Annotated in this window: 17 protein-coding genes; 6 read left to right on the plus strand and 11 right to left on the minus strand. The window is 72.9% G+C overall.

All coding sequences use genetic code 11. The annotated features are described in order from the left end of the window. Nucleotides 1-186: 186 nt before the first annotated feature. The 5 genes from mraZ to LY40_RS03750 all read right to left on the minus strand — a co-directional run bounded on the left by mraZ (nt 187) and on the right by LY40_RS03750 (nt 3,515). Nucleotides 187-618, minus strand: a complete 432-nt coding sequence (gene mraZ, locus LY40_RS03730; RefSeq protein WP_183652950.1) for a division/cell wall cluster transcriptional repressor MraZ — start codon at nt 616-618, stop codon at nt 187-189. Nucleotides 619-1,058: 440 nt separating this feature from the next. Continuing rightward, nucleotides 1,059-1,844, minus strand: coding sequence for an ESX secretion-associated protein EspG (locus LY40_RS03735; protein WP_258935933.1), 786 nt, complete (start codon nt 1,842-1,844; stop codon nt 1,059-1,061). Next, on the minus strand, nt 1,841-2,485 hold the full coding sequence (locus tag LY40_RS03740; protein ID WP_183786195.1) for a PE-PGRS family protein: 645 nt from the start codon (nt 2,483-2,485) through the stop codon (nt 1,841-1,843). Before LY40_RS03740 ends, LY40_RS03735 begins: the two co-directional genes overlap by 4 nt. Further along, the gene (locus tag LY40_RS03745) at nt 2,482-3,057 is read right to left on the minus strand and encodes a DUF3558 family protein (protein ID WP_258935934.1); all 576 of its coding nucleotides are present in this window, start codon (nt 3,055-3,057) and stop codon (nt 2,482-2,484) included. Before LY40_RS03745 ends, LY40_RS03740 begins: the two co-directional genes overlap by 4 nt. Nucleotides 3,058-3,119: 62 nt before the next feature. Beyond that, nucleotides 3,120-3,515: a hypothetical protein gene (locus LY40_RS03750; RefSeq protein WP_183786197.1), complete on the minus strand. Its 396-nt coding sequence runs from the start codon at nt 3,513-3,515 to the stop codon at nt 3,120-3,122. A gap of 227 nt (nt 3,516-3,742) precedes the next feature. On the opposite strand from LY40_RS03750, the gene LY40_RS03755 reads away from it, so the two are divergent. The 3 genes from LY40_RS03755 to LY40_RS03765 all read left to right on the plus strand — a co-directional run bounded on the left by LY40_RS03755 (nt 3,743) and on the right by LY40_RS03765 (nt 8,834). After that, on the plus strand, nt 3,743-4,936 hold the full coding sequence (locus LY40_RS03755) for an AAA family ATPase (protein ID WP_258935935.1): 1,194 nt from the start codon (nt 3,743-3,745) through the stop codon (nt 4,934-4,936). 131 nt (nt 4,937-5,067) lie between these two features. After that, complete coding sequence (locus LY40_RS03760) at nt 5,068-6,339, plus strand: DUF58 domain-containing protein (RefSeq protein WP_183786417.1); 1,272 nt, start codon at nt 5,068-5,070, stop codon at nt 6,337-6,339. Then, nucleotides 6,336-8,834 carry a transglutaminase TgpA family protein gene (locus LY40_RS03765; RefSeq protein ID WP_258935936.1) on the plus strand — a complete coding sequence of 833 codons (2,499 nt, stop codon included), beginning with the start codon at nt 6,336-6,338 and terminating at the stop codon, nt 8,832-8,834. Before LY40_RS03760 ends, LY40_RS03765 begins: the two co-directional genes overlap by 4 nt. A 324-nt stretch (nt 8,835-9,158) precedes the next feature. On the opposite strand, the gene LY40_RS03770 is transcribed toward LY40_RS03765, so the two are convergent. The 3 genes from LY40_RS03770 to LY40_RS03780 form a co-directional block, all read right to left on the minus strand. Next, nucleotides 9,159-9,575, minus strand: a complete 417-nt coding sequence (locus LY40_RS03770; protein ID WP_183786202.1) for an SCO2097 family morphological protein — start codon at nt 9,573-9,575, stop codon at nt 9,159-9,161. Nucleotides 9,576-9,781: 206 nt separating this feature from the next. Continuing rightward, nucleotides 9,782-11,035 (minus strand): DNA polymerase IV, encoded by a 1,254-nt coding sequence (locus LY40_RS03775; RefSeq protein WP_183786204.1) that lies wholly within the window; start codon nt 11,033-11,035, stop codon nt 9,782-9,784. 58 nt (nt 11,036-11,093) lie between these two features. Continuing rightward, entirely contained in the window at nt 11,094-11,855 is a 762-nt protein-coding gene (locus tag LY40_RS03780; protein ID WP_258935937.1) for a class I SAM-dependent methyltransferase, read from the minus strand. Between the two features lie 157 nt (nt 11,856-12,012). Between LY40_RS03780 and LY40_RS03785 the strand changes: the two genes are divergently transcribed. The 3 genes from LY40_RS03785 to LY40_RS03795 all read left to right on the plus strand — a co-directional run bounded on the left by LY40_RS03785 (nt 12,013) and on the right by LY40_RS03795 (nt 15,566). After that, the gene (locus tag LY40_RS03785) at nt 12,013-12,858 is read left to right on the plus strand and encodes a ParA family protein (RefSeq protein WP_183786208.1); all 846 of its coding nucleotides are present in this window, start codon (nt 12,013-12,015) and stop codon (nt 12,856-12,858) included. A gap of 3 nt (nt 12,859-12,861) precedes the next feature. Further along, a complete protein-coding gene (locus LY40_RS03790) occupies nt 12,862-13,707 on the plus strand; it encodes a DNA-formamidopyrimidine glycosylase family protein (RefSeq protein ID WP_183786210.1) in 846 nt (281 codons plus the stop codon). An 809-nt stretch (nt 13,708-14,516) separates the two neighbouring features. Then, nucleotides 14,517-15,566 (plus strand): quinone-dependent dihydroorotate dehydrogenase, encoded by a 1,050-nt coding sequence (locus LY40_RS03795; RefSeq protein ID WP_183786212.1) that lies wholly within the window; start codon nt 14,517-14,519, stop codon nt 15,564-15,566. A gap of 45 nt (nt 15,567-15,611) precedes the next feature. On the opposite strand, the gene pspM is transcribed toward LY40_RS03795, so the two are convergent. The 3 genes from pspM to LY40_RS03810 form a co-directional block, all read right to left on the minus strand. After that, the gene (gene pspM / locus LY40_RS03800; RefSeq protein ID WP_183786214.1) at nt 15,612-16,589 is read right to left on the minus strand and encodes a phage shock envelope stress response protein PspM; all 978 of its coding nucleotides are present in this window, start codon (nt 16,587-16,589) and stop codon (nt 15,612-15,614) included. Between the two features lie 45 nt (nt 16,590-16,634). After that, nucleotides 16,635-17,501 (minus strand): PspA/IM30 family protein, encoded by an 867-nt coding sequence (locus tag LY40_RS03805; protein WP_183786216.1) that lies wholly within the window; start codon nt 17,499-17,501, stop codon nt 16,635-16,637. Nucleotides 17,502-17,703: 202 nt separating this feature from the next. Beyond that, entirely contained in the window at nt 17,704-18,186 is a 483-nt protein-coding gene (locus LY40_RS03810; RefSeq protein WP_183786218.1) for a helix-turn-helix domain-containing protein, read from the minus strand. Between the last annotated feature and the right edge of the window lie 74 nt (nt 18,187-18,260).

An 18,260-nucleotide genomic window follows, 5' to 3' on the forward strand; every position in this document is an offset into this window, starting at 1 on the left:
GTCCCGCCCCACCGGGACTGTCCTCCCCGACGCGGGGCGGATGCCTACAGGTTGCGGGCCTGATACCGGGGAAGGTGCATCAGGGCCGCAGCCTGAGGGCATCCGCGCCCACGTCGTCCGTTCGTTGCTTCCCGCGTCCCCGACAACTCGGGAAGCACGCCATGACCGGATCTCCGGTTTCCCGCGTCAGAAGACACCGGGCAGGATCTCCTCCTGCGCCTTGGCGTAGTTGTCCTCGTTCTCGTCCAGATAGGACTGCCACGCCTCGGAATCCCAGATCTCCAGCCTGGTGATCGCCCCGATCACCACGCATTCCTTGTTGAGCCCGGCATAGCGCCGCAACTCGGGTGCGATCGGAATCCGACCCTGGCTGTCCGGTCGCTGTTCGTCGGTTCCCGCGAACAGGTACCGCTGGTAGGCCCGCACCGATTCGTTCGTGAACGGGGCCTCCGCGACCTTCCTGGCCATCTGTTCGAACTCCGCTCGCGGGAAGACGTAGAGGCAGTGGTCCTGACCTTTGGTGATCATCAGACCCCCAGCCAACGCTTCCCGGAACTTCGAGGGCAGCGTCAACCGCCCCTTGTCGTCCAGCTTCGGGGTGTGAGTGCCGAGGAACATCGGCCTCCACCTCCCCTGCCGAGCCCGCAATCCGTCCCGTCGGACCCGCCGGCATCGACCACGGAGCTCCCTTCCGCCCCACTGCTCACCACCGTACCCCACTTCTCCCCACAGTCAACGTGAAAAGCCGGGAAACAGGATCGAACCAGTGGCGTTCACCCAGGTCACAGCCGTGGTTCTACAGTGGGGGACGGTGGGGGAAGATCGCCGCCCCGGGGGATGTAGTCGACCTCCCGACGCCCGCAAGACGCCCGCTATGCCCGATTCGCGGGCGAAATTCGCCGTTCGGCAGGTCCGGTGGGTGACAGTGGGGAACCGTCGTCCCCGAAGTGGGGAGCACCGTGGGGAGCCCCCGGAGTGGATGGGACCACCGGTGGGGAGCGGGGTGGGGAACCATGGTCGCCGGCGTCCGGGGCGGGCGGCCGTGGGCGCGAACGCCGTCAGCGGCGGCCGGGTGCCGCAGGGGACCCGGCGACGGTGGTCTGTTCCCCTGCGAGGAGGTCGGCGAGACGGGCCGCCACGCGCTCACGGCCGGCGGGCGCCACCGTCAGCCAGGGATCGCCGGCGGGGCCGGGCCGGACGACGGCCGTGTAAGCGCCCACGTCGGTGAGGAACCAGCTGATGCCACCCTGCCTGACGAGCCGGGTCGCCTCGCGGCGGTACACGGAGAACTGTCCTGCCGACAGCACCGGTCGTGCCTGGATGGCCAGCACCTCGCGCACCTGGCGGTCGTGGGCGCGCGAACCGGTGCCGCCCTCGTAGACCGGATCGGCGGCCGTGTCGAGGGTGGCCGACGGCAGGCTCACGCCGTGTCCTGGCCCGCCCTCGACATCGGGCAGGATCGCCGCCGCCTCTGCACAGGCGCGGTCGCGTGCAACGGCGTCGAGACCGATGGTGCGGTTCGGCTGGACGGCCAGCACTCCCCTGCCGTCGGGCAGTTGCGCAACCAGTCCGCGGAGTGGTTCGGGGTCGGCCGCGTCGAACAGCACTTCGCACTCGATCGTCGCAGCCGCCGCAGCGATGCCGGCCAGCCGGCCGCGCAGCGCCTCGTCCAGTTCGCCGGGGTACAGACCGCGGTCGGCGAGGTTGGCGTAGACATCTCGGCGGATGCTCGCGCGTTCGTCCTCGGTGCGGCCCACGCTCGGCACGGCGAGCACGGACGGCGGCGCGCCGAGTTCCAGGTCCGACCAGAGCACGTCGAACGCCGATGCCGAGAGGCGGATCATGCCGGGCCGCTCAGCGACGGCGGCACCGTGAACGAGGGCACCCGCGCCGCGTCGCGCAGCGCGAGATCACGCGCGTGCAGCACGTCGATGGCCCGGCGCCGCGCCTCCTCGGCCTCGGCGCGACGCTCCGCCATCACGTCGGTCAGACCGGCCAGGGCGGCCAGGTCGCCGGTGCCCATGGCGTCACGGATCATCGCGCCCGGGTCGTACGAGACCGGATCCGGCATCGCCGACCGCGCGTGCGCCGACGCACCCGTCTGCGCCGACACGGCATCGCCCAGCGTGCCGGCGGTCGCCGCGGCCTGTCCTGCCCAGGCGGTGGCCCGGCCCAGCGCCGCCCGCAGCGCCTGGCCGGCCTCGCCCTGCCACGCCTCCTCCGAGGCTGCGGCCGTGCCGGCCAGTTGCTCGCTCGCCTGCTGCAGCGTGCGACCGAGGCTCCGCCATCCCGTGCCGATCTCACCGGCGGACTCGGGATCGTTGCCGCTGTCGACGATGTCCTTGAGCTGCTCGTGGCTGTACCACTCGTACCGCACTCCCGGTTCCGGGAGTGCGGGGCCGGCGGTGCCCTCTCCCCCGGCGGCGCCCGCACCGCCCTGTGGTGACCCGCCGTGGGACGGCTCGCTGGGTGACGGCTCGCTCATCCGGCCCTCCCGGGAAGATCGGGTGCAATCAGCTCCGCCACGGCCGACGCACGGTCGCAGGACTCGCTGGTACCGCGGAAGTCCGCCGTGGAGACATCGATGTGGACCGACGCGGCCGGCCCCGCGGCGAGCAGCACCGTGCAGGTGCCGTCGTCGGCGGCGGGATCGGCGACGCGCCGCGCCTCGCGCCCCGCGATCTGCAGCGGGGTCGTCTGCCCCTCCGGCTGCAGCTCGGCCAGTGCGGACGTGGTGTCGAACGTGACGGTGACGCCGCCGGCACCCGGCTCGGTGTAGTCGCAGGCGCGGACCGAGCCGACGGTGCGCCGCTCCCCCGGCACGGTCAGCCCGGCCGTCGACCGCTCGGCGGGCGTCAGCCACGCACACGGATCCGGATCGGCCGTCACCGCGCTCGCGGACGGTGCCGTCGTTCCCGACGGCCCGGTCTCCACCGGCGTGTCCGGCGACGCACCGCCTGCACCCGCCGCCGCGTCCCCGCCGGCCTCGCCGCACGCCGACACCCCGAGCAGAGCCGCACCGGACAGCGCCGCCACGAGCCCCGCGCGGAGCTTCACCGCACCACCGCTGCGTACACCCTCACCCGTTCCGGTACCGCGCGGCCGGCCTAACCACCGGTTCACCCGCCGTGACAATCGACGCCCTTCAACTCGCCCTCGGCCTGCTCGTCCTGACTGCGGTACTGCTCGAGCGCGGTGGTGATCCGGGATCGCAGATCCGCCAGCTCCCTGCCGAACGCCACGAGCGCGTCCGAGACCGCACCCGAGGCCGGTTCGGCCCCGCCCGCGGGGTCGATGCCGTAGCGGGCCATGAACTCGCCGATCTCCCCGGCGTAGCCACCGCCGAGCGGCACCGATCGGCCGAGCACCTTCGCCTCCCGGACGAGCCTGCCGACGACGTCCTGGAGGTCATTGATCTGCTGCAACGCGTCCTCGGCCAGCTCCGGCGCCACGGCGAAGGTGCCGGCCGGCACGTCGACCGGGCCCGTGACGGGGGTGGGCGTACCACTGGTCATCGCGAGGTGCCTCTCCGTAACCGGACGGTTCCAGCCCGCAATCCTAGGCGACCGTGTGCCGGTGTCCAGCCCGCCACTCGTCTCGCGCGGCCGCGGTGGCCGTGCGCCTGCGGCCGTGTGCCCGGTGTCACCGAGGCACCACGCGGGGTGAATCCCCTCGTTTCGCCCGTGTTTGACACACTTCATGGGAGTCTGGAGCAGGGCGCATGCACGAATGTGGAGGTCGCGTGACGTCGAGAGGGCACACTGCCGCAACCACCGAGACGTTCGGTGACCGCCCCGCGTATCCGACGGCCGGAACGCCCGCACCGCACGCGGTCCTCGGCGACCTGCACGACACGGCACAGCGCATCGGCGCGAACGTGGAACGCGTGCTGGTCGGCAAGCCCGACGTCGTCCGCATCGCACTGGTCACCCTGCTGTCCGAGGGGCACCTGCTCGTCGAAGACGTCCCCGGCGTCGGCAAGACCTCCCTCGCCAAGGCGCTGGGCCGGTCCATCGACTGCACCGTGAGCCGTATCCAGTTCACCCCCGACCTCATGCCGAGCGACGTCACCGGCGTGTCGATCTACAACCGCCAGCAGGCGACGTTCGAGTTCCGCCCCGGTCCGGTGTTCGCGAACATCGTCGTCGGCGACGAGATCAACCGCGCCTCTCCCAAGACCCAGTCCGCGCTGCTGGAGTGCATGGAGGAACGGCAGGTCACCGTCGACACGACGACGTACCCGCTCGACTCGCCGTTCATGGTCATCGCCACGCAGAACCCGATCGAGATGGAGGGCACCTACGCGCTCCCCGAGGCCCAGCGCGACCGCTTCACCGCGCGCGTCTCGGTCGGCTACCCGGACCCGCAGGCCGAACTGGCGATGGTCGACGAGCACGCGGGCCACAACCCGCTCGAAGACCTCACGCCGGTGTCGGACGGCGAGACCGTGCATCAGCTGGCTCGCGCCGTCCAGCAGCTGCACGTCGCGCCCGAGGTGCGGCAGTACGCGGTCGACCTGGTGTCGGCCACCCGGCAGCTGCCGGAACTGCGGCTCGGCGCCTCCCCGAGGGCGACGCTGCAGTTGGTCCGCGCCGCGCGCGCCCAGGCCGCGCTCGCCGGCCGCGAGTTCGTCGTGCCGGACGATCTGCACGCGGTCGCCGTGCCCGTACTGGCCCACCGGCTCGTCCTCACGACCGAGGCACTCGCCGCACGCCGCTCCGCCTCGGACGTCATTCACACCGTCCTGCAGCGGGTTCCCGTGCCCCAGCGCGGCGCGCCGGCGGGTGGGGCGGCCGGCACCGGAGCACCCGGTGCCGGCGCCCGCCCGCCGGTACCGCACTCCGCCAACGGCCACGGCGGCCAGCCGGCGCGGCCGGGTGCCGGTGCGGGCCAGCCCGGCGCGCCGGACGGCCACGGCGGCCCGTACGGCCACTGAACACGGATCCGACCATGACCAGCTACGCGGCGGGCGATCCGGCTCCGCGGACACCTGCCGGCAGGCCCGCGAGCGGCACCGGGTCCGAGCGAGCGACGGCACCCCCGGCGGTGCGACCGCGCCGCCGGGTCCTGCCACGCGCGCTGTCGGGCCTGACCACCCGCGGCCGCTGCCTGCTCGCCGCGGGCGTCGCCGCAGCGGTCTGCGCCGTGGTCCTCGACGAGCGCGGGCTGCTCCGCGTCGCGGCCTTCGTCGTGGCACTGCCCCTGCTGGCGGCGGCGCTCGCGGCGGCGTCCAAGGTGCGGATCGGGGCGCGGCGCACCGTCACCCCCGAGCGCGTACCCGCGGGTGGCGACGGCGACGTGTGCCTCGACCTGTGGCGCACCGGCCGGCTCCCCGCCGGGGAGATCCTGCTCGAAGACCGCCTGCCGCCCCCGCTCGGCCCGCGGCCACGGTTCGTGGTGGAACGGCTCCCCCACCACCCCGTCACGTTGCGCTACCCGATCCGGCCCGGCATGCGCGGTGTCCACCGCATCGCCGCGCTGCGGGCGACGATCACCGATCCGTTCGGGCTCTGCGAGGTCGAACGCGATCTCGCGGCGCCGTCGCCGGTCGTGGTCGTGCCACGGGTCACCCCGCTGCGCGGCCGTCCCGGCGGCGCGGGCACCGGCGGGGTCGACAGCGGCAGCAACCGCCACCACGCGGGCCAGGGTGACCCGGACGTCATGGTGCGCCAGTACCGCACGGGCGACGACATGCGGAAGGTGCACTGGCGCTCCACCGCGCGCCGCGACGAGATCATGGTGCGCGTCGAGGAACGGCCGTGGCGGGGCGGCACCACCGTCCTGCTCGACCGCCGTGCCGCCGCGCACCACGGCGTCGGCCACCCCGACGGCAGCCTCGAATGGGCCGTCGAATTCGCCGCGAGCGTGTGCGTGCACCTGAGCGGTTCCGGCAGCCCCGTGCGCCTTGCCGACGAGCGCGGCGACGTCCTGGCCGACCTCCCTGACGGTGCGGGCCCGGCGGGCGGCGGTGTCGTCCTCGACGCGCTGGCCGCCCTGCAGCCCGCCCACGAACGCGACCTCGCCGTCTCCTCCGGCCCGGCACACGCGCAGGGCCACGAGCTGATCGCCGTGCTCGGCACCGTCGGCGGCCACGGCATCGCCGAGCTGACCCACACCCGCCCCCGCGGAGCGCCCAGCCTCGCGGTGCTGGTCGACACCGCGTCGTGGCAGCAGCCCGGTGGCGGTCCCACCGCGGCCGTCACCGACACGGCCGCGCTGCTGCGGGCCGCGGGCTGGCGCGTCGTCGTCGCAGGCCGGCGCGCGGACGTCGCGGACATCTGGGCGCAGCTGTGCCGCGCCACGGCGACCACCCCGCTGCAGGCGGGTGGTTCCCGGTGAGCGCGCCCGCACCGACCGCACCGCCACCGCCCGGCCCGGAGACCGCACCGTCACGCTGGCGGCCACGGGTGAGCCTGCACGGCATCGTCGGACCGCTCATGGCGGCGCTCGCGACGATCGCCGTCGCCACGGCGCTCACCGGCGTCGTGCAGGGCTGGTCGTGGTTCGGCGACATCGTGACGGCGGCGCTGCTCATCGCGGTCACCGGGATCGCGCTGCGCATCCTGCGACTGCACCCGTTCCTCGTCGGCGCCGCCCAACTGGGGGCGCTGCTCCTGCTCGTCACCGGATCGTTCACCACCGGTGGTGTGCTCGGCCTGTTCCCGGGGCCGCAGGCGTTCGGCGAACTGCACGAGGTGCTGACAGCCGGTTTCGCCGACATCCGCACCGGGCTCCCGCCGGTCGAGGCCAGTGCCGGCATCCGCTGCCTGATCATGATCACCGTCGGGCTCGTCGCGCTGGTGGTCGATCTGCTGGCGGTGACCGCCGCCGCTCCGGCGGCGACCGGTCTCCTCCTGTTGTGCGTCTACGCCGTGCCGTCGGCACTCACCCCGGAACTGCTGCCGTGGTGGACGTTCGTGCTCGGTGTCGTCGCGTACGCCGCGCTGCTGGCCGTCGACGGCAGCCACCGGCACCGGGTGTGGCGCACCGGCGCCCCCGCCCGGGGATCGGGGGCCGGTGTGGGGTCGATGGCCGCTCCGTCGGGACTCGTCGCCACCGCCGTCGCAGCGGGTCTACTCGCGGGCGCGACGCTGACCTTCGTCGGCACCGAAGGCAGCCTGCCGGGCTCGGAACCCGACCGACAGTCGGCCCCCGGCGGACTCGGCGTGGAACCGTTCACCTCGCTGCGCGGCATGCTCGGCGACCGCACCCCCACCCGGATGTTCGAGGTAGACGGCCTCGGCGACAACGCGCCGCTGATGCGCGCGTTCACGCTGTCCCGGTACATACCCGGGCAGGGCTGGGGGCTGCCGGACGGGCGCCGCATGCCTGCGGGTCGTCCCGCCGACGGTCCGCTGCCGACGGTGCCGGGCGACACGGTCTCCGGGGAGGCACGGACCGTCCGGGTCACGCCCGTCAACTGGTTCGACGTCTGGCTGCCGACCTACGGGAAGATCCGCAACCTCGATCCGCCTCCGGGCGACTGGTACTACGACCCGGGCAGCGGGTCGGTGTACAGCGAGGACAGGCGCAGACCGCGGTCCTACACGATGACGACGTCGCTGTCCGAACCGACGCGGGAGCAACTACGCGCCGCCGGCACCGTCTCCGGACCCGATCCGCGGTACCGGGAGGTCGCCCGGATCGACCCACGCGTGCGTGCCCTCGCACAGGACCTCACCTCCGACGCGCCGACGACGTTCGGCAAGGCACAGGCCGTGTGGCGGTACTTCACCGACCCGTCCAACGGCTTCGTCTACGACACCGAGACCGCACCGGCGTCCGATCCGGACGCGCTCGCCGACTTCGTCCTGCGCGGCAAACGCGGCTTCTGCGAGCAGTACGCCTCCGCCATGGCGGTCATGCTCCGTTCCCTCGACGTGCCGTCCCGGGTCGCGGTCGGGTTCACCCGCGGCACCACCGACGGTCAGGGCACCCGCGTGCTCACCTCGGAGGACGCCCACGCGTGGGTCGAGGTCTATTTCGGCGACGAGCTCGGCTGGGTGACGTTCGACCCCACCCCGCTCACCAACGGCCGCGGATACACGCCCGACTACCTCGACACCGAGGACAACCCGGCTCGCGACGACCCGGACGAGTCGTCGCAGGTTCCGGACAGTTCGACGCCCGCATCGGAACCGTCCCGGCCCGCCGACGCTCCGGAGCAGCAGGCCCGCGGCGAGGGCGCCGGACCGCCGCCGCAGTGGCCCGGCTGGCTGGCCGGCATCCTGCTGGTGCTGACCACCGGCGGGGTCGCCGTGCTGGGCAGACGCGTCGCCACGACCCGCGCCGCACCCGTCGCCGTGGTCTCGGCAGTGGTCGCCGCCTGGGGTGTCACGCTGGTGCTGGCCGCGTGGCTCGTGCACTGGGCCGTTGCACTCGGCGTGTTCGTCGTCGTCGCCGGACTCCTCGGACCCGCGTGCGCCCGGGAGCTGATCCGCCGCCGGCGGCTCGCCGAGGTCTCCCGCGTGACAGCGGCGTCACCGGACGCCGCGTGGCGCGAGGTACGGGCCGAATGCACCGACCGAGGACTCGACCTGCCGTCCACGGCGACACTCCGGCAGGCCGCGGAGACGATCGGCGACCGGCTCGAACTCGACGACACCGGCCGCCGCGAGCTGCAGACGATCGTCACCGCCGTGGAGCGGGCGTGGTACAGCCCGGCCGCGGGTGCCGGTGAGGAAGGACACGGCTCCGCGCAACCGGAGGACTCCCCACGGCCGGAACTGGACCGCGCACTCGCGGGCCTGCGCGAGAGCCTCGCCCGCTGCGCACCGTTGTCGTGGCGGCGACGGGTACTGCCGCGGTCGCTGCTGCACCGCCGCGACCGCTGAACCCGCGAGCACCCCGGCCCGCGGCGATCCGCCCGGTCCCGCGTTCACGCCAGCCCGCGTTCGTTCCGGCCCACGGCGATCACCCAACGGGACAGGCTCGACGCGACGGTGCCGGATCCGGCAACCACGGGACGCTTTCGGGCACTGGCGAGGAGCCGGTTCCGGTCGAGTGGGGTCGACACAACTCGAGCAGGGCTCCTGCGAGGGGAGCCCTGCTCGAGAACGGCTGTGCGGTCGGCGCGATCCGGCGCCGGACGGGTCACACCTGCACGGGAACCCGGGCCTCGGTGACCCGCCGTCGCGGCGTGGACCGGACGGGCGTCGTCATCTGTCGTCGAACCGCTGGCGGAGCCGGTCCTCCATCCGTTGGGAGAACGAGCTGCGCCGACGTTGAGCGGCACCGGACGAACCGCCACCGGATCCGCCCGAACCGTTGCCGGATTCCTCCTCCGGCTCCCCACCTGCTCGCATGGCAGTGACGACGAGCACCACCCCCAAGAACATCGCCAGGAAGCCGAACACGCTGATCAGCGGGATCTCGGCCACCCGCACCGGCACGACGACGCCGAGCACGAGCAGGCCGATGCCCACCACGAACAGCGCGGCGCCCTGCAGGCGCCTGCCCCGCTTCGGGCGGCGTACCTTCGCGCCGCGTACCGACGATGCGAACTTGGGGTCCTCGGCATAGAGCTCGCGCTCGATCTGATCGAGCAGCCGCTGCTCATGCTCGGAGAGTGGCATCTTTCCTCCTCCGGCACAGCGCTTCCCGGCGCCACCTGGCGGCACCGGACCGCATTTAAACGTGGACCCTGACAGCCCCGGTCGGGGTGTCAGACTCCAGGATACGAGCACCGCGCGTCGGCGACTACCCGATCTCCCCTTCCAGCCGCAGTGTTTCCTGCGGCGACCTCCGGCCGTCGCCGGACGGGCACGGAACGCGACCGACATCACCTCTCATCGGGTGACAACAGGGACGCCGGCCGCACGGCCCCGGCCCCGAATCGCGATCGTGCGTCGTCGGCCGCGACCTCGGCATCGCGCCACCGGGGCTCGGGCGCGTCGAAACTGAGCTGTTCCGCGGCGTCGCCGGCCGTCAGGCCTTCGACCCGTACCCCCACGAGGCGCACCGCCACGCCGGACGCGGCCTCACGCAACAGTTCGGTCGCGGTGGCGTGGATCTCGCGGGCCACGTCGGTGGCGGCAGGCAGCGTGCGGGCCCGAGTGATCGTACGGAAGTCGGAGAACCGCAGCTTCAGCGACACCGTCCTGCCCTTCAGCCCCTTCCGGCGCAGCGTCGCGGCGACCCGCTGGGCCAACCGCAGCAGCTCCCGCTCACACGTCCCACGATCGTGGACATCGGCGTCGAAGGTGTGCTCGGCACCGACCGACTTCTCCTCCGACTCCGGCACCACCGTGCGGTCGTCATGACCGTGGGCCAGCGCATGCAGGTGCTCGCCCGCCGCGGCGCCGACGCTGCGGCGGAGGCGGTCCACCGGCGCGGCCGCGACGTCGGCGATCGTGGCGTAACCGTGGCTGCGGAGCGCCTCCTCGGTGCGCCTGCCGACACCCCACAGGGCCGACACCGGCAGCGGGTGCAGGAACGCCAGGGTCTCCGCGGCGGGCACGACGACCATGCCGTCGGGTTTCGCCATCCCGGATGCGAGCTTGGCGACGAACTTCGCCCTCCCGACACCGACCGAGCAGGTGATGCCGTGGTCGGCGGCCACCCGCTCGCGGATCCGCGCCCCGATGTCGGCCGGTGTCGCCTGCAGCCTGCGCAGCGCACCGCTCACGTCGAGGAACGCCTCGTCGAGGCTGAGCGGTTCCACCAGCGGCGTGATCCCGCGGAACAGGGCCATGACACCGTCCGAGACCTCGCGGTAGGCGTCCCGGCTGGGCGGCAACCACACCGCGTCCGGGCACAGCTTCCGCGCCGCCGCGGCGGGCATCGCCGAGCGCACGCCGTAGCGCCGCGCCTCGTACGTGGCCGACAGCACCACCGACCGCGGGCCCGCACCGGCCACGACGACGGGCCTGCCGACGAGCTCGGGGCGGCTGCGCAACTCGACCGCCGCGTAGAAGGCGTCCATGTCGACATGCAGCACCCCGCACCCGGTGTCGTCCGGCGACGCCTCGCGCGGGGTGCCGGTGCGCACCAGGAACCGCTCGTGCCCGCCGGGCAGCTGCGCATTACGTCCCACGGCGCCAGACTAGCGGCCGCCACCGACGATCCCGGCAGTCACGGCGCGGCCGGAGACCTCAGCCGGGCCGGCGTGCCAGGACGTGCAGCCTGCTCGCGATGTCCCGCAGCGGCGGGGTCACGGCGGCCAGGTCCTCGAACTCAGTGATCTCCCGCTCCCTGGCGGCGTCCGCGCCGTCGTCGCCGGCATCGAGCTGGTGGACCACGTCGGCGACCACGCCGTCGCCCTGCATCAACGCCACGGCCAGGCCCGCGCCGCCGAGCAGCATTTCCAGGCCGGAGGTGTCGAACCGGCGCAGCACCGTCTCCGAATCGCCCGACAGCACGCCGTCCGGCGCGGTGAGCAGGGCCGTGGCCTCGGAGAGCCGGCCGGCCAGTGCGCGGTGCAGCACCGCGGCGTGACGGTTCGCCACGAGCACCGACACGGCGCCGCCGGGTGCGGTCACCGCCGCGAAGGCACGCACCGCGGCGGCCGGATCGTCGACCACCTCGAGCAGACCGTGGGCCAGCACCAGGTCGGCGGACCCCTCCGGCACCCGGTGGGCCAGCCCGTCGACGTCGTCGGCCACCACGGTGATCCGTTCGTCCGCACCCACCTCGCGGGCCCGGCGGCGGAGTGTGGCGACGGCATCCGGATTCGGCTCGACGACCGTCACGTCACAGCCCTGCCCGGCCAGCGGGACCGCCCAGCCGCCGGTGCCACCGCCGACGTCGATCACCCGCGGCCTGCCGGACCTTCGCTCGCGCGCCTGCGCCAGTTCGTCCACCAGCACTCGCCGTACGGCCGGGGATCCGTGGCCGGCCGCGTACTCCGTTCGCATGGGCGCCCAGCGTAGTCACGGCGGTCCGGGCCCGCGCGCCCCGCCACCGGGACACGCCGCCGACGACGCCCCGCGGCCGACCGCCACCCGAGTGAGGGATCTCCCCCGTGATCGCGGCGCCACCCCGTGACACTCCGCGAGCCGATACGCTGGGCGCGTGCATACGGTCGCGGTACTGAGTCTCAAGGGAGGCGTGGGCAAGACGACGGTCGCCCTCGGGCTGGCCTCCGCCGCGCTGCGCCGGGGCGCCCGCACGCTGGTCGCGGACCTGGACCCGCAGGGCAACGCCACGGCCACCCTCAACCCGCCGATGACGACGGCCTCCCTGACCGCGGTGCTGGACACGCCACGCGACGCGGTCATCGCCGATGCACTCGCCCCCAGCAGCTGGAGTCCCGAACTGGACGTCCTCGTCAGCTCCGAGGACCTGGAGCTGCTCAACGAGCCCGGCCCCGACAGCAGGCGGCTGGACAACCTCGCCCGCGCGCTCGAGCAGCTCCGCGCCCGGCCACAGGGCGAACGGCCGTACGAGGTGGCGATCCTCGACTGCCCGCCGTCACTGGGCAGGCTCACCCGGTCGGCACTGCTGGCCGCCGACACGGCTCTGCTGGTGACCGAGCCCACCATGTACGCCGTGTCGGGAGCCGAGCGCGCGTTCGAGGCGATCGAGGCCGTCCGGCAAGGCCCGAACCCGCGGTTGCAGTCGGCGGGCGTCCTGGTGAACCGGATGCGCCCGCGCTCGTACGAACACCACTACCGCGTGGAAGAACTACGGGAGACGTTCGGCCGGTCCGTCATGCCCACGGCCATCCCCGACCGGCTCGCGATCCAACAGGCCCAGGGCGCCTGTCTGCCGATCCACGAGTGGAAATCCCCCGGCGCACACGAGATCGGGCTGACGTTCAACATGGTGCTGGCCAAGATCCTGCGCTCCAGCCGCGCGGGCCGGCACCGCCTCCCCGGTGCGGCCGACGACCCCTCCGCCCAGCCCGACTCGGCGTGAACCGTGCCCGAGGGCGACACCGTCTTCCTCACCGGCGCGCTGGTCGGCCGCGCACTGACCGGGCGCACACTGACGAGAACGGATTTCCGCGTCCCGTCCCTGGCTACCGCCGACCTCGCCGGATCCGAGTTCGCCGGCGTGCGCACGGTGGGCAAGCACCTGTTCTTCCGGTTCCGCGGCGTACCCCACGGCTCCCGCCGCCGCGCCGACGGCGCCGGCCGTGAGCTGAGCCTGCACAGCCACCTGCGCATGGACGGCGCCTGGCGCACGTACCCCTCCGGCCGCCGTTGGGGCGTACCCGCCCATCAGGTGCGCGTCGTGCTGGCCGCCGGCGACGTCGAAACCGTCGGCGTGCGAGTGCACGACCTGGCCCTGCTGTCCACATCGGACGAGCATCGCTGGGTCGGCCGACTCGGGCCCGACCTGCTCGATCCGGAATGGACCGACGACCACACCGCACGCGCCGTCGCCGCACTGACCGCCGACCCCGGACGCGAGATCGGCAGCGCCCTGCTCGACCAGACCGCAGTGGCCGGCATCGGGAACCTGTACAAGGTCGAGATCTGCTTCCGGTTGGGCGTCACACCGTGGACCCCGGTGTCCGATGTAGACGTAGCCGCCGCCGTCGCCCTGGCACGGCGGCTGTTGCGCGCCAATGCGACACGCTGGGAACAGAGCACCACCGGCGACCTCGCCCGAGGCAGGCGCACCTGGGTGTACGAACGCACCCGCCAGGGCTGTTTCCGCTGCGGCGGCCCCGTCCGGGTGGCCGACCAGGGCGCCGGCATCGAACGCCGACCGACCTGGTTCTGCCCGCGATGCCAACACGGCCCCGTACCGCACCGCTGACTCCCGCGCCTCCCCTCGCGACCCGCGCCTCCCCTGGTGACCGGCGCCTTCCTTGGTGACCGGCGCCTTCCTTGATGACACCGCGCCATGTCCGGTCACACCGAACCGTGGGGGCACGCGAAGGCTCGGGGGGTTCAGCGCGTCCCGTGACGGCGCGGCTCCCCGTAGCACCGGAACCGGCCGCCGGCGAGCCGTGTCCACGCGCCGCCGGAAAAACACGTTGCCGGACACGACCGCACGCGCCTAGCGTGGCGGGTACACGAGAAAGGAGGTGGTCCGACAGTGAAGAACTACAGGACTCGTGAGGTGGCCGTCCGCTAGGACGGTATGCGGACCACCGCGTGCCGCCCGGCGAATACCAGGCGGTCACCGGCCCCCGATGCTCCCGAGGACCGGTCCACCACGGGCCCGGACGGCTGACGACGTCCGGGAGTCGCATCGGGGGTTTCCCCATTCCGCACCCGCCGACCGAGATCGGCGAGTGGCTCCGCCCGCGGCACCGGGAAACCCCGGCCGACGCACCGGGGGCTGCCCGGCTTGGCCGTGTCCCACCAGCATCTTTCTGTGTCCCACGGCCTCCGCTGTGTCCCACAGCTCTGCTGGGCGGCAACGGCCGCTGCTGCGCGCCGCGCTGCTGCACCCCGGCTCAGCCGTGTCCGGCCGGCTTCGCCGTGTTTCCGTGTCCCGGACCTGCTGTACCCCTGCGCCCTGCCACCGTACCGGTGACCTACGGCCGTCCCTGTGCTCTCCGCCGCTCCCGGCGGCCCGGCGCGGGCGGCCCGCGCACACATGCGGCACCATGAACAGCCGTGCTCTTCGACAGTCTGCTCCGGCCCGCGTTGTATCGGCTGCACGGCGGCGACGCCGAGCAGGTACACGAACGCACCGTTCGTGCGCTCGGCCTGCTGAGTTCCGCGCCCGCCCCGGTCCGGGCGGCACTGCGGCGCACCTACGCGGCCGACACGCCGGTCACCGCCTTCGGAGTTCGGTTTCCCGGCCGCGTCGGGCTGGCCGCGGGCATGGACAAGGACGGGCGGGCACTGCACGCCTGGCCCGCGCTCGGGTTCTCGTTCGTCGAGGTCGGCACCGTCACCGGACGTGCCCAGCCGGGCAATCCCCGGCCGCGACTGTTCACGCTCCCCGCGAGCGACGCGGTGATCAACCGCATGGGCTTCAACAACGCGGGCGCCGAGGCACTCGCGGCGCGGCTGGCCCGTGACGGCACACCGGACGTCCCGCTGGGGATCAGCATCGGCAAGTCGAAGGTCACGCCGATCGACGAGGCCGTGGCCGATTACGAGACGTCCCTGCGCGCCCTGCACCCGTTCGCCGACTACGTCGCGATCAACGTCAGTTCGCCCAACACGCCGGGCCTGCGCAGCCTGCAGGACCGCGATTCCCTCACCGAGATCCTCGCCGCACTGCGCGATCTCGCCCCCACGACGCCGTTGCTGGTGAAGGTCGCGCCCGATCTGACCGACGCCGCGCTGGGAGAACTGTTGCAGGTGTGCACCGACCACGGCGTCGCCGGGGTCATCGCCACCAACACCACGCTCGGCCGCGACGGCCTGGCGGACGCCGACGCCGCGGCAGCGGCCGAGACCGGCGGGCTCTCCGGCAGCCCGCTCACGCGGCGAGCCCGCGAGGTGGTGCGATTCGTCCACACGCGCACCGGCGGCGCGCTGCCGATCATCGGGGTCGGCGGGATCGGCGGGCCGGCCGACGCCGAGGCGATGCTCGACGCGGGCGCCGCGTTGGTGCAGCTGTACACGGCACTGGCGTTGCACGGCCCGTCGGTGGTGCGCTCCATCAACCGGAGTCTCGCCGCGGAGCACGCACGGTGGCGCGACGTGCACTGAGTCCGAGGTCGGGCGCGGCCTCCGGCGCCGGAGCGCCGGGTTCGCTCAGGACAGCTCGCGCAACGCAACGGCGAGACCGGCGAGCCGGTCGGTCGCGTCGGTGAGTGCATCCTTCGCCGGGCTCGCGCCGTCGCTGCTCGCCGCGACGGCCCTGCCGGCCGCGGCGACGAGCGCGCCGTACCCCTCGAGGCCCTCGTCGAGCTGCTCGCGCAGTGCCGTCACCGCCGAGTCCAGGCCGTCCCGTTCCCGTGCCGGCGCGGCGTCCCGCGCGCGTTCGATCGATTCGAGACGAGCCGCGAGCCCCCGCAGCGCCGCCGAGGCGTCCATCGCCGTGGCCCGCGCATCCTCGACGTCGAAGCCGGTCGCGCCCGAGGGCGCACCGTGCTGCGGTGTGGCCAGCTGGTCGAGCAGGTCCGTGAGCGTCCGCTCGCTGTCGACGAGCTTCTCCATCGGCGCCCGCGCAGCCGAACCGGTGGGCGGCAACATCGACGCCGGATCGGGCCGCGGCGGTTCGACCTTGCCGAGTCTGCGCAGTTTCGTACCGGACGACACGGCCAGTGCGCCGAACACGACCGTGCCGGCCGCACCGGTCAGGGCACCTTCGACGCCCTCGTACGCCCCGATGACGCCGAAGTACCCGGCGACCGCCCACAGCACGGCCAGCAGCGTCAGCATCGCCCACAACGTGAAGGCTCGGCGCGTCCAGCGCACCCGCCGGGCGTGTTTGGCTTCGGGAGAGTTCCAGGCGGCGAGCTTGTCACGGACGTCGGTGACGACCGTGAGGTCCACCTTCGGGCGCGGCGCGGGTGGCCCGCCAGTGCGCGCACCGTCGGACCTTCCGGTCCGGTCACCGTCCCGATCCGACGCGCGGTCCGCACTGCCGGATGCCCGCTGGTCCTCCGGCGGCAGGTACTTCTGAACCTTCTCCTGGGCCTTCTGCGCGTAGTCGGGCAGTCGTTCAACGTGCTTACCGAGCTTCGCCGTCAGCTCGCTGAAATCTCGTCTGCCCGACTTCCCCGCCATGACCGCCTCCCGGAAAGCTCGTGAACCGGCCCGATCCGGCCGCTATCAGGCCTGGTTCTTCTGCTGTTCGGCCTGCACGCGCTGCTGGATCTCCTTCTGGATGTCCGAACCGGTGGCTGCAGGCTGCGCGGCGCCCGCCGACGACGTACCGGACGTGGTGGCACCGTCGGTCACCTCGCCTGCCACGGCCCCGCCGCCCATCGACGCACGGATCTGTTCCAGCCGGTTGTGCCCGGCGAGCTGCGTCGTCGAATGCTGGACCTCCATCATGCGGCCCTGCACCGAGTTCTGCGCCAGCTCGGCCGATCCTACGGCCGTGGTGTACCGCTTCTCGATCTTGTCACGGACCTCTTCCAGCGACGGCGTGTTGCCCGGGGCGGCCAGCTCGGTCATCTGGTTCAGGGACGCGGAGACCTGCTCCTGCATCTTGGCCTGCTCGAGCTGCGACATCAGCTTGGTGCGCTCGGCCAGCTTCTGCTGCAGCATGCTGGCGTTGCGCTCGACGGCCTGCTTCGCCTGGTCGGCGGCCTGCAGCGCCTGGTCGTGCAGCGTCTTGAGGTCCTCGATGCTCTGCTCGGCGGTGACCAGCTGGGCGGCGAAACCCTCCGCGGCCGTCTCGTACTCCTGCGCCTTCTGCTCGTCACCGCGGGCGCGGGCCTCCTCGGCCAGCGTGAGCGCCTGACGGGTCGACGACTGCAGCTTCTCCACCTCGCCGAGCTGGCGGTTCAGCTTCATCTCCAGCTGCCGCTGGTTACCGATCACCGAGGCGGCCTGCTGCGACAGCTGCTGGTGGTTGCGCTGCGCCTCCTCGATGGCCTGCTGGATCTGCACCTTCGGGTCGGCGTTCTCATCGACCTTCGCCGAAAACGCCGCCATCAGGTACTTCCATGCCTTCACGAAAGGGTTGGCCATCTTTCCGCCTGCCTTCTCCACGTCCCACGGGCTTACTGGTCCGGTGTTGTCACCGCTGGCCGTCGACCTGGCAACGTGCAACCCCCGGTGTTGGGTTCCATCGTGTCAGGTCGACCGCGGTCGTTCCACAAGACCCCGAAGGATTTCGGGGTTTTCACCGGCCTCCACCGAACGAACGGATGATCTCGGCAGGTGATCGGACTCAGGCCACCAGCGCGGCCTTCGCCTCGGGCTGATGGATCGTCGTGCGCAGCACCGGCGACAGCTGGAGGTCGGTCAGCTCGTCGCCGACGGGGCCCGTCACGAGCGAACCGCCCTCGAACCCCTCACGGCCGCTCGCGGCGCTCGCGTGCGCCTCGCCGACGTCGACCCCTCGGTCGGCCGGTGCGTCCGTGCCGTCGACAGCGGGTTCGACGGGCCCGTCCACGCCCCCGACGGTGTCCACGCTGTCCAGCGCGGAGACGTCACCGGCGACGCTGACCAGCAGATCCGACAGGGGAAGATCCAGAGCCTCGCAGATCGAGGCGAGCAGCTCGCTGGACGCCTCCTTCTGCCCGCGTTCGACTTCGGACAGGTATCCCAGGCTCACCCTCGCGACGCGCGAGATGTCACGCAGCGTCCGCTGCCTCGTGGTCCGGGCATGGCGGAGCCGGTCACCGATCGCCTCACGTAGCAGCACGGTCATCACGCGCCTCCCTTCAACCACCGCCCACGGTACCGACCGGGACCGACACCGCACAGTGATTAGCGCGGCCCGTC

This window comes from Prauserella salsuginis, from assembly GCF_024648885.1.
GTDB lineage: Bacteria > Actinomycetota > Actinomycetes > Mycobacteriales > Pseudonocardiaceae > Prauserella > Prauserella salsuginis.

Bases quoted from the DNA above. Each gene is read 5' to 3' on its own strand.
- mraZ (WP_183652950.1), bottom strand. From the start codon at position 618: ATGTTCCTCGGCACTCACACCCCGAAGCTGGACGACAAGGGGCGGTTG.
- LY40_RS03735 (WP_258935933.1), bottom strand. From the start codon at position 1,844: ATGATCCGCCTCTCGGCATCGGCGTTCGACGTGCTCTGGTCGGACCTG.
- LY40_RS03740 (WP_183786195.1), bottom strand. From the start codon at position 2,485: ATGAGCGAGCCGTCACCCAGCGAGCCGTCCCACGGCGGGTCACCACAG.
- LY40_RS03750 (WP_183786197.1), bottom strand. From the start codon at position 3,515: ATGACCAGTGGTACGCCCACCCCCGTCACGGGCCCGGTCGACGTGCCG.
- LY40_RS03770 (WP_183786202.1), bottom strand. From the start codon at position 9,575: ATGCCACTCTCCGAGCATGAGCAGCGGCTGCTCGATCAGATCGAGCGC.
- LY40_RS03780 (WP_258935937.1), bottom strand. From the start codon at position 11,855: ATGCGAACGGAGTACGCGGCCGGCCACGGATCCCCGGCCGTACGGCGA.
- pspM (WP_183786214.1), bottom strand. From the start codon at position 16,589: ATGGCGGGGAAGTCGGGCAGACGAGATTTCAGCGAGCTGACGGCGAAG.
- LY40_RS03805 (WP_183786216.1), bottom strand. From the start codon at position 17,501: ATGGCCAACCCTTTCGTGAAGGCATGGAAGTACCTGATGGCGGCGTTT.
- LY40_RS03810 (WP_183786218.1), bottom strand. From the start codon at position 18,186: ATGACCGTGCTGCTACGTGAGGCGATCGGTGACCGGCTCCGCCATGCC.